This is a genomic window from Oceaniserpentilla sp. 4NH20-0058, assembly GCF_040371755.1.
Classification (GTDB): Bacteria; Pseudomonadota; Gammaproteobacteria; order Pseudomonadales; family Oceanobacteraceae; genus Bermanella.
In genome coordinates, this window is sequence record NZ_BAABWE010000001.1 from 219,150 (window position 1) to 233,503 (window position 14,354).

10 protein-coding genes are annotated in these 14,354 nt (G+C 40.3%); all 10 read right to left on the reverse strand.

Annotation, left to right across the window (positions count from 1 at the left end):
• Position 1 precedes the first annotated feature (1 nt).
• On the reverse strand, positions 2-1,357 hold the full coding sequence (locus tag ABWV45_RS00950) for a MotA/TolQ/ExbB proton channel family protein (RefSeq protein WP_353347763.1): 1,356 nt from the start codon (positions 1,355-1,357) through the stop codon (positions 2-4).
• Positions 1,357-2,106: a DUF3450 domain-containing protein gene (locus ABWV45_RS00955; protein WP_353347765.1), complete on the reverse strand. Its 750-nt coding sequence runs from the start codon at positions 2,104-2,106 to the stop codon at positions 1,357-1,359. Before ABWV45_RS00955 ends, ABWV45_RS00950 begins: the two co-directional genes overlap by 1 nt.
• Positions 2,107-2,123: 17 nt before the next feature.
• Positions 2,124-5,012: an insulinase family protein gene (locus tag ABWV45_RS00960; RefSeq protein WP_353347767.1), complete on the reverse strand. Its 2,889-nt coding sequence runs from the start codon at positions 5,010-5,012 to the stop codon at positions 2,124-2,126.
• A gap of 148 nt (positions 5,013-5,160) precedes the next feature.
• Positions 5,161-6,780: a methyl-accepting chemotaxis protein gene (locus ABWV45_RS00965; RefSeq protein WP_353347769.1), complete on the reverse strand. Its 1,620-nt coding sequence runs from the start codon at positions 6,778-6,780 to the stop codon at positions 5,161-5,163.
• A 70-nt stretch (positions 6,781-6,850) separates the two neighbouring features.
• Entirely contained in the window at positions 6,851-8,257 is a 1,407-nt protein-coding gene (cysG, locus tag ABWV45_RS00970; protein WP_353347771.1) for a siroheme synthase CysG, read from the reverse strand.
• A 5-nt stretch (positions 8,258-8,262) separates the two neighbouring features.
• A complete protein-coding gene (gene serS, locus ABWV45_RS00975; RefSeq protein WP_353347773.1) occupies positions 8,263-9,552 on the reverse strand; it encodes a serine--tRNA ligase in 1,290 nt (429 codons plus the stop codon).
• A gap of 12 nt (positions 9,553-9,564) precedes the next feature.
• Positions 9,565-9,939 carry a fluoride efflux transporter CrcB gene (crcB, locus tag ABWV45_RS00980; protein ID WP_353347775.1) on the reverse strand — a complete coding sequence of 125 codons (375 nt, stop codon included), beginning with the start codon at positions 9,937-9,939 and terminating at the stop codon, positions 9,565-9,567.
• Positions 9,940-9,941: 2 nt separating this feature from the next.
• Positions 9,942-11,273, reverse strand: coding sequence for a replication-associated recombination protein A (locus ABWV45_RS00985; protein ID WP_353347776.1), 1,332 nt, complete (start codon positions 11,271-11,273; stop codon positions 9,942-9,944).
• Between the two features lies 1 nt (position 11,274).
• Positions 11,275-11,895 carry an outer membrane lipoprotein periplasmic chaperone LolA gene (gene lolA, locus ABWV45_RS00990; protein ID WP_353347777.1) on the reverse strand — a complete coding sequence of 207 codons (621 nt, stop codon included), beginning with the start codon at positions 11,893-11,895 and terminating at the stop codon, positions 11,275-11,277.
• 10 nt (positions 11,896-11,905) lie between these two features.
• Entirely contained in the window at positions 11,906-14,299 is a 2,394-nt protein-coding gene (locus ABWV45_RS00995) for a DNA translocase FtsK (protein ID WP_353347778.1), read from the reverse strand.
• Positions 14,300-14,354: the final 55 nt, after the last annotated feature.

Consider the following 14,354-nt stretch of genomic DNA (forward strand, 5'->3'; position numbering starts at 1 on the left):
ATCATCTGCCTTTTTGGATATGCTCAGCAACAATACCTGCCGACTGCTGATCCAATATTTGTATCATGCTCTTACTTCGACTATTTAAAATATTGTGCATAAATAACAAAGGTATTGCCCCTACCAGACCAAGTACGGTTGTCACGAGTGCTTGCGATATTCCACCAGCCATCAACTTAGGGTCCCCTGTTCCGAATAAAGTTATAGACTGAAAGGTTGCAATCATCCCTGTTACCGTACCCAGAAGCCCAAGCAAGGGGGCGACAGCAGCAAGTAGTTTAATAATCGACAAACCTTTTTCTAAGTGTGGCAGTTCCCTTAGCACAGCCTCATCTAGTTTCATCTCTAAGGTTTCTAAATCGCTTTCTGTCGATTCTTTATTATAAGAGAGTAATACGCGCCCAAGTGGGTTATTTTCACTTGGCTTTTCAAAATCCCTAAGTTGCTTATTTATTTTTAGTTGCGTATTAACTTTTTCAAATAATAAATAAGCCCCGTAAAGAATACCTAGTGCCGCTAGAATTATAATTATATAACCTATGGTTCCACCCTGTTTTACTCTATCCAGCAACCCTGGACTTTGGCTGTTTAAATTAAGTAATGTACCCCTAGTTAGGTCCATGGTAATCTCATTGAACTCATCTACTCCATTTAAATAGCTTTCGATAATATCAATATTTGAAGACTGTTCGCCAAGTTGAAATAACGCTTGAGAATCAGCCTCATAACTCAAATATCCTTTACTATTAAATGCAACAAAAGGTCCTATATGGTGAATTTCAGACTCCTCTGTAACACCCTGTAAATTCAAAAAAGATGTCTTGTATGATTTATTTTCACCTTGCTTGGTCATATGAAGTTGAATTTCATACCACATATCCTCAAGTTCAGTTATTGTTGGCAGGGCCTTACTATTCGACAACTGTTCAAGTATCTCAGATTCAGCCCCAATCTCATTGGCTATTAGAGAATGGTAACGTATAGAGCTAACGTCTTGTGAGATCTGCCTTACTACACCGAACATCTCCCCTAGATTACCTAGTCGCTTACGAAGCTCGGATTCAAGATCGCTTAAACTGGTCTCATTGCTATCGAATGTTTTCTTAAGACGTTCAGATTCCTTTCGAATACGATTCAATTTGATACGGGTTTCATTTTTAAGTTTGAGCTGTGAATCAAGACTCTTTTTAAATAAAGCCTCTCGCTGAAGACTTACATTAGACTCCTTGAGCCCGTCTGATTTAACTTGCTCTAACAACTGCTGCAAGGAGCTAATATTATCTGGAACGTTTTTGCTTTCTTCAGCAAAATTAACAAAAGAAAGACTCATAAGAAAAGGAATTAACAATAATTTCATTATCTAGCTCCTTCTGTTTTTTGAATTGGCAAATTAATCAAGCTTGGAGCCAATTGCTTCTTGGCTATATTAATACCCTGCTTAATGCTTCGTATATTGGAGCTATCAATTGAAGTCCAATCCTTTATTTTTCTATCCCAAGCAAAGGCAGCCTTCTCATCTAAAGTTAGAGCGAGTAGCGCACTCCTACCAACTCTCAAATAATTAAGAGTAATGCCTTGATCATTCTTAGCTTTGTAGGATTCAATTGTGCGGCCATATTCAAGTTCTATCTGGTACGCCTCTAGTACACGCCTAAATTTTTCACTCACGGTTATCTCTGATGAAAGCAACAATACCCTAAGATTAGCAACACGCATTTCTCGCTCATCCATCAAGAATGGAACATCAAGAGATATGAACTTATCAAGACCATTTATCATGCGTTCCATTAGGGGCATAATCCCCTGCTGCGTAGTCTCAATGTCATTCAGCTGTTTATTTAAAGATTGTATTTGCACATTTTGATTGCCGATAATCTCACTAAGCTGTCGGTTATAAACCTCTAACTGCTCTATTTCAGACTGGTTTTTGCGTACGGAGTTTACGGCTTCACGCTTTTTGTCGTATAACCCATCAATTTTAGCTTGTGAGGCTGCACCAGCCTGCTGATTGTTACCTGCTTCTATTATTGTTTTATTTAGCTCTTGCGTAGCAAAAGCTGAATATGAAAAAAGAATTAGAGCGCTTAAGAATAATTTAGTTGTCATATAAATAATTATCTTCATTAGATTTCAAATACATTCATACCTAAATCTTCAGCTTCGCCTTTATGCTGAGCTGAAATAACAGCAGCAATGCTCGCTTTCGATTCAACAAAATAATCATTTGCTACACGCAATAAGTCATCATAAGTAACCGCTAGAATCTTTTGTCTAAATTCATTGCGCCACTGGTTATCTTTCCCGTGTAAATCATTATGAAATGACTGCTTAGCTTCACCAGCTGGAGAGCTTGGTTTATCTATGCTTGAAATAACGCCAAGTATTGACTGTTCCAAAGCCTCCGAATCCGCTTCTGAACTTTTAAACCACTCTACAGCCTTATTAAAATCTTCGAATGTGCCAGAGACTCTTGGGTCCCTATAACTGTAAAACTTGAACGCCCCAATAGAGTTATCCTGACTAGCTCCACCACCATAAGCACCGCCTTGCTCACGAATGGCGGTGTGTAAATAACCGTTTCTTAAAAGTACTCCAAGAACTGTAAGTGCTGGCGCATCATCATGATCGGATTGCACAGTTGGATATACTTTAGAGCAGAAGTTAGCTTGTGTGGGCACTATCCATGCCTCTTTAATTATTTGAGGCGTAAAATCAAGCTCGTATTTGGATTTATTTAATGAATGATTAATAGTGTTAAATTTCACTAGTGACTCTAGATCATCATTAATATTTTCAGGATCACTAATCAAAAGATACTTAGTATTACCCGCTATTATTTTTTCGTGCAATGTTTGTAACTGATTACACAACTCTGACTTACTGCTTTCTTGAATTAAATTTCTCAATTCCAGTAATGATGGCAATCCTGTTGTTTTATAAGATAACGCAGCCAATGGACTTATACCGATAGAAGCAATATTCATTGCTATACCATGACCATTACCACTAATTGACTGCTCTTTCCTGCTAATAGTTTGTGAAAGCAAATCAATCACGCGATCTTCATTATTGAAATCAGGTGACTTTAATGTATCAGACATCAACGCAAAGAAATCATCTCGATTACGAGAAAGAGCCTTGCCAGATAATATCCAATAAGCCGTCAACTCATCAGGTGATTTAAGATTATGCTTTACAGCCGAATAAGCAGATATCCCACCTAAAACCAAAGATTGTCTTTCTTGTATATCTAAATAATCCTGATCACCACAACCTACCTCAGTAATATAACTCAACAATAAGGGCAGCAATGACAATTCTTTTTCATTTAATTTTGGAAGATCAATTAACACTTGACAGTACACAAGTCCATTAGTGCCTTCTTCATACAAAGTAATACTTTGTCCATTATTATCTAGGACTTTTTTAGGAGTTGGCGATACTAGTTTTTCTGCAACATCTTCTATGCCAACTTTAGGCAAGATAGAATCATCATCTTTAGATAGCTGCCTCTGTTTTAACGCATTACCTTGATCAACAATGCTTTGAATTTCAGCTTCACTTAGGCTCTCTTTAATCGCATCGAGCTTGCTTGATTCTGCTTTTACTTTTCTTTCGTCAATATGTTCGTCAGGCTTAAATGTCAACGTCACCCTATGAGGGTTATTTAGTAAGTATTTTTCTATCAAATTTTTAATGAAATCAGGGGACTTACTTTTAGCGCGTAAATTTTCTAAGGCGGGATCTAAGTCAAGCAGTTCAACAGGATCACTATAATGAGTGCAAGCAGAAATGGCAGACAATATAATTTGTAGCCCATAAGGATAACCATCGCCACCAACCTCTCTTTGACTTAACTCAAGCTGATGCAGTACAGCTTCAATTTGACTATCATTAACTCCATCTTTACATACTTGCTGCAGTGTATTTAGAATTAAGTCTTCGATTGCTTCTTTATGTTCTGGCTCACTGCCTTCAACACCACAAATAAATGACATTTCTTTATTTGAATCTTCTAGCCCGCACAGTGGACTTGGCGAAGAAGCTAAAGTTGTAGTTTCAAGGGCCTTTCTTAATGGAGAACTACTATTCTCTAATAGTAAGCTCGAAAGGAAATGGGCTTCCAGTTGTTCATCCAAATTGGCACTATGACCCAAAAGCCAACCAATAACATGATGTGTTTTGCTTTTAGTTTCATTATGGCCGTAATGTTCAACTACGGAAAGCGGAGCAAAATAACGTTTTTCATCTTCCACTTCGATTTTATGGGTTTTAGCCTCAAACTGGTTTAAGTATGCCTCTAATTTATCATGATGCTCACTAGCAGGTATATCCCCGTAAGTCATGAATATAGCGTTACTTGGATGATAGTGCTCTTCATAGAAAGACTTCAGGTCTTCATAGCTTAAATCAAGAATTGTTTCTGGGTCCCCGCCACTATTGAAGTGATAAGTATTTGTTGGATATAGATACTTACTAAAAGCCTGCCACAATTGGCTAGTAACACTACTCATTGCGCCTTTCATTTCATTATAAACTACGCCTTTGAACTGCAAGGGCGTACTAGGATCTGAAGGATCTTGAAACTCCAATCGATGACCTTCTTGAGCAAAATCTTGAGGGTCTAACGTGGCAAAAAAGACAGCATCTAAATACACAGACAATAAATTATTGAAGTCTTTTTTGTTTTTTGAGGCAAACGGATAAGCAGTCCAATCACTCGATGTGAATGCATTCATAAAAGTATTAAGGGAGCGCCTAATCATCATGAAAAACGGATCGCGTACTGGGTAATTTTTACTACCGCATAGTGCAGTATGCTCAAGAATATGGGCGACACCTGTTGAATCTTTAGGCATGGTACGCAGAGCAACTAAAAATACATTTTCGTCATTATGTGATGCTAAGTGGTAATGGCGAGCTCCTGTTTTGATATGCTCGTATTCTTCAATGCTTACGCCTAATGACGGTATTGGTTTGGTTCTTAGTTGCTTGAAACTGGCTGGAACCATGATGATTTGGCCTTTTAATTAGATCATATAGTTACGTAATAGTACCTTAATTAGACCTAAATGAGAGCCATTTCCATAAAGAAAATAAAATGAAATTCATAAGAAGAGAGTATAAGAAGTTGGGAGGCGATACCTCCCGCCAAATTGATTAAACTTTAAACTGACTTGTAATGGTTCTTAAGTTATTAGAGATATCCAACAAGGACTCACTGGCAGCACCTACCTCTTGAACGTTTTTCACAGCTGCCTCTGCATTCAACCTAATACCATCAACATTATTCTTAATATTATTGCTAACTTTTTCTTGCTCACCTGTCGCATCAGCAATTTCAGTATTCATCCGGGTAATAGATCCTACTTTTTCAGTAATGGTAGCCAGTGAATTATCTGTTTTAGCTGCCTGCTCTACACTATTTTTAGCCTGCTCTTGAGAGTGCGACATAACTTCTGCTGCACTTCTTGCTGCTGTTTGAAGCTCTTCAATAACTCGCTGAATCTCTTGAGTTGAATCCTGCGTTCTTGAAGCTAGGGTTCTAACCTCATCAGCCACCACAGCAAACCCACGACCCTGCTCACCAGCCCGCGCAGCTTCAATTGCAGCATTCAGCGCTAGTAGGTTGGTTTGCTCAGCAATACCCTTAATAACATCTAATATGGTTCCGACATTTTCAGTATCAGCTTCCAACTTACCAATTACAGATGCAGCCCTTTCAACCTCACCGGCCAAATCATTGATTGATTCTACTGATTGGGTGACCACTGAGCGACCCGCTTTCGCCTCATTATCGGCTTCCTTGGCTGCATCAGCAGCACTTGAAGCGTTAGAGGCTACATTTTGAACACTGCTAAACATCTCATCTACAAAACGTGTTACTTCATCTGTTGCTCTACTTTGTTGATCAGTTAGTTCACTGGTCTTATTGGTCATATCCCCAAGATCATTAGAGACTTTGGCTAACGGTGTTATTGAGTTAATTACCTGGTTAATACTGTCGTGTAGCTTTTGCATAAATAAATTAAACCAATATACCAAGTCACCAATTTCATCTTGGCTTGTCTGCTCTATTCTCTTAGTTAAATCCCCCTCTCCGCTGGCAATATCTCTTAGGGATTCCACTACCAGATTTATATTCCTTGTAATAAGCATAACGCTACTGGCACTGATTAAGATGATGGCAAGAATAGCTCCAATACTGACAGTTAAAGACATAACAAGAGCATCTTGCGTGGCACTATTAGATTCTTCGACTGTTAGGCTAAATGCATTCAAGGCAGTTGAGTTAAAGTCATTAAATTCTTTTTTGAGGGCCGTTAACTTAGTATTCATTTCTCGAACAAGAGATGGGATTTGTGAAGGGTCAAGTGTTCCTTGAACCATGCCGTCAGACAAGGTTAGTGCTACTTTAAAGTAACCCTGAGTGTTTGACTCAAGGGTGTTTAGATCCCCTTTCTTGTCAGGCCACAAACTTCTTTGCTCTTGGATTTTTTCGATCAGCAGATTGAAAGTAGACTTGGCAGATGACACCATATCATTCTCACCTGTACTTACCGCTGTATTCAACTGCTCTTCGATTCTATTAATCCGAACTATATTCTCACGGCTAGATTGAACGACTGGAAAATATAAATTCTGAATTTGCGCCAATCGTTTTGAGTTATCACTATTAATGCTTGTATTGACTGCCAAACTGGCAATAAAACCAAGCACAGCAATGGCCGGAATGACCAAAATTTTGGCTTTTATTGAAATACGACTCAATATCTTCATTTAGACCTCAGCTAACATGCCTATCCCTGCTTTATATAAGCATAGACAAAGATTAGCCAAGGTCTAATGATTAAGCGATATTCAGGTCCTTGATTGGAGAGAACCACTTAAGCTTATCGTGTAGCGATACCACCTCACCAACAATAATAAGTGTCGGTGCGCTCACCTCTTGAGTTTTAAGTGTTTCAACCATGGTGTCCAAGGTGGCGATTATCACCTTTTGATTTGGTGTAGTACCCTGTTGAACCAGTGCTATAGGGGTTTCCTTTGGCATGCCGTTTTCAATGAGTTTCTTGCAGATAACGGGTAGGCCCATCAAACCCATATAAAAAACAATGGTTTGGTTTAAATAAGCAAGCTCACTCCAAGGTAAATCCGAGGTATCATCCTTAAGGTGACCGGTTACAAACCGGACAGATTGTGCGTAATCTCGATGAGTTAACGGGATGCCTGCATAAGAAGAACAACCAGCCGCAGCTGTGATTCCTGGAACTACTTGAAAAGGCACGCCATTTTCAGCCAGCTTTTCGATTTCCTCTCCACCACGGCCAAATATAAATGGATCACCACCCTTTAAGCGTAAAACGCGATGTCCTTTTTTGGCGTAATCTACCAATAATTGATTAATGTCGTCCTGCGGGACTAGATGGTTAGCTCTGGCTTTACCTACGTTTACAAAATCAGCATCGCGGCGGCACAGATCTATTATTGGCTGACTTACCAAGCGATCATAAAGAACTACATCCGCCTGTTGCATTAGACGTAACGCTTTGAATGTAAGTAAATCTGGGTCCCCTGGGCCTGCACCAACCAAGTAGACTTCACCAAGTTCACGTTTTGGTGATTCCTTGGAATCAAGAGTTTCTTTAAGTAGTTGCTCGGCTTCTTTTTCTTTACCTGCAAATACCATTTCAGATACAGGGCCAGACAGGATTTTCTCCCAAAAACCTCTGCGCTTATTTACATCAGAAAATGCCAGCTTCACTTTATCTCGGTATTTTTCGGCAAGCTGAGCCAAACGCCCATAAGTACTCGGTAATACAGTCTCAATTTTAGCTCTTAAAAGACGAGCCAATACAGGTGAGCTCCCCCCTGAACTAACGGCCGCTATAATGGGGCTTCGATCAACAATCGCAGGAAATATAAAAGAACACAGCTCAGGCTGATCGACCACATTCACTGGAGTGTTTAATTGATTTGCAAGATCCGCTATATGCTTATTGATAGCCTGATCATTGGTCGCGGCAATAATCAGTCGCTTGTTTTTAACAAACTCTTCTGAAAAGACGTCTTTAGTAATGACGCCTTTATTTGAAACAATTAACTCTACAAGATCAGCTTTAATTTCAGGGCTTATTAAGTGTACAACTGCGCCTGATTTTACAAGAAGGCTGGCTTTGCGTTTGGCAACCTCTCCTCCCCCTACAATCAAGACATTACTGTTTTTCAAATCAAAAAATAAAGGGAGGAATTCCATAGCAATTAACCTATGAATTCAAGATTATTCATATAAGGTTTTAATGCATCAGGAACCTGTATTCGGCCGTCTTGCTGCTGATAATTCTCAAGTATTGCGACCAGTGTGCGTCCTACAGCCAAACCAGAACCATTTACTGTGTGCAATAATTCTGGCTTATTGGTTTCAGGATTTCTCCAGCGAGCCTGCATTCTACGAGCTTGGTAATCACCAAAGTTACTACACGAGGAGATTTCACGGTATTTTTCTTGTCCCGGCAGCCACACTTCAAGATCGTAAGTCATTGCAGCGGAAAAACCTAAGTCACCACCGCAAAGCTTGACGAGTCTATATGGCAGGTTAAGTTTTTGCAAAATGGCTTCCGCGTGTCCAGTTAGCTCTTCTAAAGCTTTCTCACTCTCCTGAGGGGTCACCATTTGTACTAATTCTACTTTTTCAAATTGATGCTGGCGAATCATGCCACGAGTATCACGTCCATAACTTCCCGCCTCACTTCTAAAGCAAGGAGTGTGGCACGTAAACTTCAATGGTAGTTCTTTTGCTTCAATAATCTCATCACGAACTAAATTTGTGACCGGTACTTCAGCGGTAGGAATTAAGTAATAGTGTGTATCATTAAAAGGGACTTTAAATAAGTCTTCTTCAAACTTAGGAAGTTGACCGGTACCTTTAAGGCTATCTGCATTCACAAGGTAAGGCACATACGTTTCAGTATAACCATTTTCTTGCGAGTGAGTATCAAGCATTAGTTGAATCAAGGCGCGATGCATGCGAGCAATTTGCCCAGTCATTACGGCGAATCGAGAGCCTGTGATTTTAGCGGCTAACTCAAAGTTCAAACCACCGTCATCTTGACCAACATCTACATGGTCTTTTACTTCAAAATCAAATGAACGTGGCTCGCCCCATTTTTTGATTTCAAGATTGTCTTCTTCATCCTTACCAAAAGGGACACTATCATCTGGCAGATTAGGAATAGACATAAGTAAGTTATGAATTTTTTCTTGAATGCCTTTAGCTGCTTCTACTTCTTGATTGAGCTGCGCATCAATATCAGACAAAGTTTCAGCAACTTTGGCTTTTGCCTCGTCGACACTCATGCCTTGACCTACCAGCTGGCCAATTTGCTTCGATGCCTTTTTTTTCTCCGCCTGAAGATTCTGCGAGGAAATATCTGCTGACTTACGCTGTGAGTCTAATTCTACAAACGATGACACATCAAACTCATAACCCTTCTTTTTTAAAGCCTCAGCAATGGCTTCTGGGTTTTCACGCACTTTACGAATATCAAGCATAAGATTTTCCGGTTAAACAAATACCTTGGCTAGATGCCAGCCTATAAAACAAGCAAGCACACAGCCAATAACACTGGCAAAAAAGTAAATTAGTGCCGCTGAAAACTCCCCAGCATGCAGTAAACTTAAGCCTTCCAATGAGAAAGTTGAAAAGGTTGTCAGCGCCCCTAAGAAGCCCACCATAATTAACTCTCTCCAGTAGCCTGTCATCTTGAAGTGTTCAATAATAATGACAGCACATATACCCATTAAAAATGAGCCTAAAAAATTGATGGCAAGTGTAGCAAAGGGGAAGCTAGTTCCCAATAACTTAGTGAATTGCGCCCCTAAATAAGCACGAGACACGGCTCCAAGCGCCCCTCCGAGGGCAATAATCAAGTAATGCACGGTTATTCATACCTTTTTGTCTGACTTAGTTCATCTAAATGAGCTAAGTGCTTAAGTTTCTCGCCAATTTTAAATTCAAGCCCTCTATCTGTGGGCTTATAAATAGACAAGTCCTTTAACTCTACAGGCAAATAACATTCCCCTGCCGCATAAGCCCCCTGCTCATCGTGGGCATAGCGATACTCTTGGCCGTACTCTTCATCTTTCATGAGCTTTGTTGGTGCATTTCTTAAATGTAATGGCACCTCATAGCTCGCAGTTGATCTTATTAAAGCATTTGTTTCATTAAACGCTTTGTAAACAGCATTACTTTTAGGTGCGCAAGCTAGGTAGTTAACTGCATGAGCGATGATCAACTCCCCTTCTGGGCTACCAAGACGCTCGTATGCCTGCCAAGCGTTCATGGATATTTCTAATGCTCTTGGGTCCGCATTGCCAATATCCTCTGAAGCCATTCTAATGAGTCGCCTTGCTATGTAGATGGGATCACATCCACCATCTATCATCCTGCAATACCAATACATAGCACCATCAGGGCTGCTACCTCTTACTGACTTATGCAAAGCTGATATCTGCTCATAAAATAAGTCCCCGCCTTTATCAAAGCGCCTAACCGACTCTTGGGCTACTTCTTGAGCAATAGTTAGCGATATTAAATCTAAATCATCAGCCAGAGCGAGGTCACAGGACATTTCCAAAATATTCAGTGCTTTGCGTGCATCGCCGTCTGCAAGAACCGATATAAACTCAAGGGCATCATCAGCCAATCCCATATTGGCTTCTTTTAATAACTGATCACTTGCCATGACACTTGTGAGCATTTGACCAATAGAATGAGCGCTTAGTCCGCGTAATTTATAAACACGAGCCCTAGAAAGTAGTGCAGAATTCAATTCAAAACTTGGGTTTTCAGTGGTGGCACCTATAAAAATAACCGTACCGTTTTCCACAAATGGTAAAAAAGCATCTTGCTGAGATTTATTAAATCTATGGACCTCATCAACAAAAAGCAGGCTTTTCCTACCTTGCTGTCGCACTTCTTTGGCTTTTTCCATGCATTGGCGAATATCTTTAACGCCATCCAGCACGGCAGATAGCGATAAAAACTCAGCATCTGCATAGTTGGCTAGTATTTGGGCGAGTGTGGTTTTACCAACACCTGGGGGACCCCAGAAAATCATAGAATGCAAAACACCTGACTCTATGACTCGACGCAAAGCCTTTTCTTCGCCCAATAGGTGCTCTTGACCAAAATAACCATCTAGGGTTGACGGTCTTGCTCTAGAAGCTAATGGTTCGAATGCGGGCTCGCTTGCAAATAGTGAATCTTGCATTTTATTGATTACGAATCACATCAATTCCAGAAGGAATAATAAATTCAAATTTAGAGTTCGGGTAATTTTGTTCAGTCTGAATATTCAAGAAACGTATGATGGTTTTTTGCCCCACCTCATCCTTGATTACCATTCGGTGCAACAGGTGTTTACCATCAAACTCTAAGCGCAAGCGATCAAATAAAACATCTGATTGTTTTGGGATAAGTACAAAATGAGTCTCGTCCTGAAGGGTTTCTGAATAAATGTCGTACTCTATGGCAATTTGATTTGTATCACCAGAAAGCAGCAAGGCTGGCGTAGCTGAAAGTTTTTTATTTAATTTTTGCAAAGTGACTTGCTCTAAATCCTCATCAAATTGCCAAAGAGTGTCACCATTACTAATCAAAAGTTGCTCATATGGTTGTTGGCTTTCCCAGCGGAATTTATTTGGCTGTTTTAAATTTAAGACACCCTTTTGTGTTTGTAGTAACGTGCCCTTACCATCAAAGGTATGTTGAACAAAATCCGCTTGTACATCATTCAGCAATGATAACTTTTTAGTCAAATTATCATATTCAGGTGAATTCGAAAGAGTTTGATGTGTAATCAAGCTTAAAATTATAACTAGTACTATTTTCAAAGTTTTTCCCTTATGAGCTAACTGGAGGTGGTGCTAATACTTCGCGAGAACCATTCTGGCTTGGAGTAGAAACAACACCCGCCTGCTCCATGGTTTCTACAAGTCGGGCCGCGCGATTGTATCCAATTCTTAATTTGCGCTGCACACTGGATATGGATACTTTTCTGGTTTGAGTTACAAATGCCACAGCTTCATCAAACAAAACATCAGCTTCCCCTTCTTCACTATCATTAGCAAAACCGGGTATTGAGACGCTATTATCGCAACCATCAGTAATGGACTCGATATATTCAGGCTCGCCACGTTTTTTCCAGTCAGCCACTACCGCATGAACTTCATGATCATCAACAAAAGCACCGTGTACGCGTATTGGCAAAGAAGTTCCAGGTGGTAAGTACAGCATATCACCATGCCCCAGCAGCTGCTCTGCACCACCCTGATCCAAAATAGTTCGTGAATCTATGCGGGAACTCACCTGAAACGCCATGCGAGTTGGCACATTTGCTTTTATTAAACCTGTAATGATGTCTACGGACGGTCGCTGTGTGGCTAAAATCAAATGAATACCAGCCGCTCTGGCCTTTTGAGCTATTCGCGCAATTAACTCTTCAACTTTTTTGCCGACAATCATCATCATGTCAGCAAATTCATCAATGACTACAACTATGTATGGTAGCTTTCCAAGATCGGGAGGTGTTGGGTCAAAGCTTTCTTCTGGCTTCCATAATGGGTCTTTTAAGGGTTCACCCGCCTCGATAGCCTCTAAAACTTTTTTATTATACCCTGCAATATTACGCACACCCATGGTCGCCATGAGTTTGTAGCGACGCTCCATCTCTCCCACACACCACCGCAATCCATTTGCTGCTTCTTTCATGTCGGTAATAACTGGTGTAAGCAAATGCGGAATACCATCATAGATAGAAAGCTCAAGCATTTTAGGGTCAACCATGATCATGCGAACATCTTCCGGGCCCGCTTTGTACAACATACTGATTAGCATGCTGTTTACCCCAACTGATTTACCTGAGCCAGTTGTACCTGCTACTAATAAATGAGGCATTTTGGCTAAATCGGCAGTAACAGGGTCTCCAGCGATATCATGGCCTAAAGCAAAAGATAAAGGAGATGTCATTTTTTGGTATTCAGTAGATGCCAATACATCCCCAAGGAATACCATAGCTCTATTTTCATTAGGCACTTCTAGACCCATTACCGATTTACCCGGTATAACTTCAACAACTCGAACGCTAATCATGGCAAGTGAACGAGCAAGGTCACTTGCTAAATTGGTGATTTTAGAAGCCTTAACACCCGGAGCAGGTTGAATCTCAAAGCGTGTAATAACAGGGCCAGGGTTAACCGCGACTACTTCAATTTTTACACCGAAGTCTTGCAGTTTTTGCTCTAAAAGGCGTGACATTTCTTCAAGCTTTTCAGCGCTATAGCCTGTTTCTTGCGGACCGTCTTGATGACTTAATAATCCAAGAGATGGTAATTCTGCAGGTTCAAATAACTTACCCTGAACAATTCCATTGCCTTTTGATTTCTTTTCAAAAGGCTTAATAATGATCTTTTTGTCTTCGATGACGGCTTGAGTTTTTTCCTTAATAGCCTTCAGTGGGCTTTTAACAATCTTATCGACTTTTTCTGAAAGCACTGGCGGTATTGAGATAGACTCTATAGGTGCTGAATTTTCAGGTAAAGCATGAACAGGACGCGTCTGTATTTTGTCATCAATATGCGAAACAATCTCCTTGGCTTCCTTTCTTGCGTTTCGCTTATCGTTTATACGATTCATTTGGCGCTTAATAAGTGCAATAAGCGAAAGAGTCTTCTCGCCAATCAAATCCAAAGTGGCAAGCCAAGCAATATCACCACACACAGTTAAACCAAACAAAAAACTAAGGCTGAATATTAAACTTGCACCGACAAAACCAAAGTAACTAGCAAAAATTGTAGAAAAGTGCTGGCCTATCACACCGCCAGAACCCGCAGGCAGTACATTAGTGCCATCGTATAAGTGTGTTAAAATGCTACCAGAGATAACAACAATCAAAACACCAGTAAAGCGCCAAAGCCAACCTGCCCAACCATATTGAATATTTGCACCTTTAAGGCGCTGAATACCTCGCAGCATGGGTATCAAAGCAAGAACAAAAGCCATATAGCCAAGTAACGAATACAGAAGATCTGAGACAAAAGCCCCAACTTGACCTCCGTAATTCAGGATAAAGGCGCTGGACTGAGCCTGACGCCACCCCGGATCCTGCGGATCATAAGAAAGCAATGAGATCATTAAAAATACCGCTATAGCCACCAATAGAAAGATCCGCCCTTCTTTTAGTACAGCAGCGAACTGGGAGTGCCAATCAACATTAACTTTTTCTTTATTTTGAAGCACTTAGACTCTAGCCTAGATTTTTGTCATTATTACAGTGATTGTACTGTGTCAGCTG

Coding starts and splice junctions, on each gene's coding strand:
- ABWV45_RS00950 (WP_353347763.1), bottom strand. CDS start 1,357: ATGAAATTATTGTTAATTCCTTTTCTTATGAGTCTTTCTTTTGTTAAT.
- ABWV45_RS00955 (WP_353347765.1), bottom strand. CDS start 2,106: ATGACAACTAAATTATTCTTAAGCGCTCTAATTCTTTTTTCATATTCA.
- ABWV45_RS00960 (WP_353347767.1), bottom strand. CDS start 5,012: ATGGTTCCAGCCAGTTTCAAGCAACTAAGAACCAAACCAATACCGTCA.
- ABWV45_RS00965 (WP_353347769.1), bottom strand. CDS start 6,780: ATGAAGATATTGAGTCGTATTTCAATAAAAGCCAAAATTTTGGTCATT.
- cysG (WP_353347771.1), bottom strand. CDS start 8,257: ATGGAATTCCTCCCTTTATTTTTTGATTTGAAAAACAGTAATGTCTTG.
- serS (WP_353347773.1), bottom strand. CDS start 9,552: ATGCTTGATATTCGTAAAGTGCGTGAAAACCCAGAAGCCATTGCTGAG.
- ABWV45_RS00985 (WP_353347776.1), bottom strand. CDS start 11,273: ATGCAAGATTCACTATTTGCAAGCGAGCCCGCATTCGAACCATTAGCT.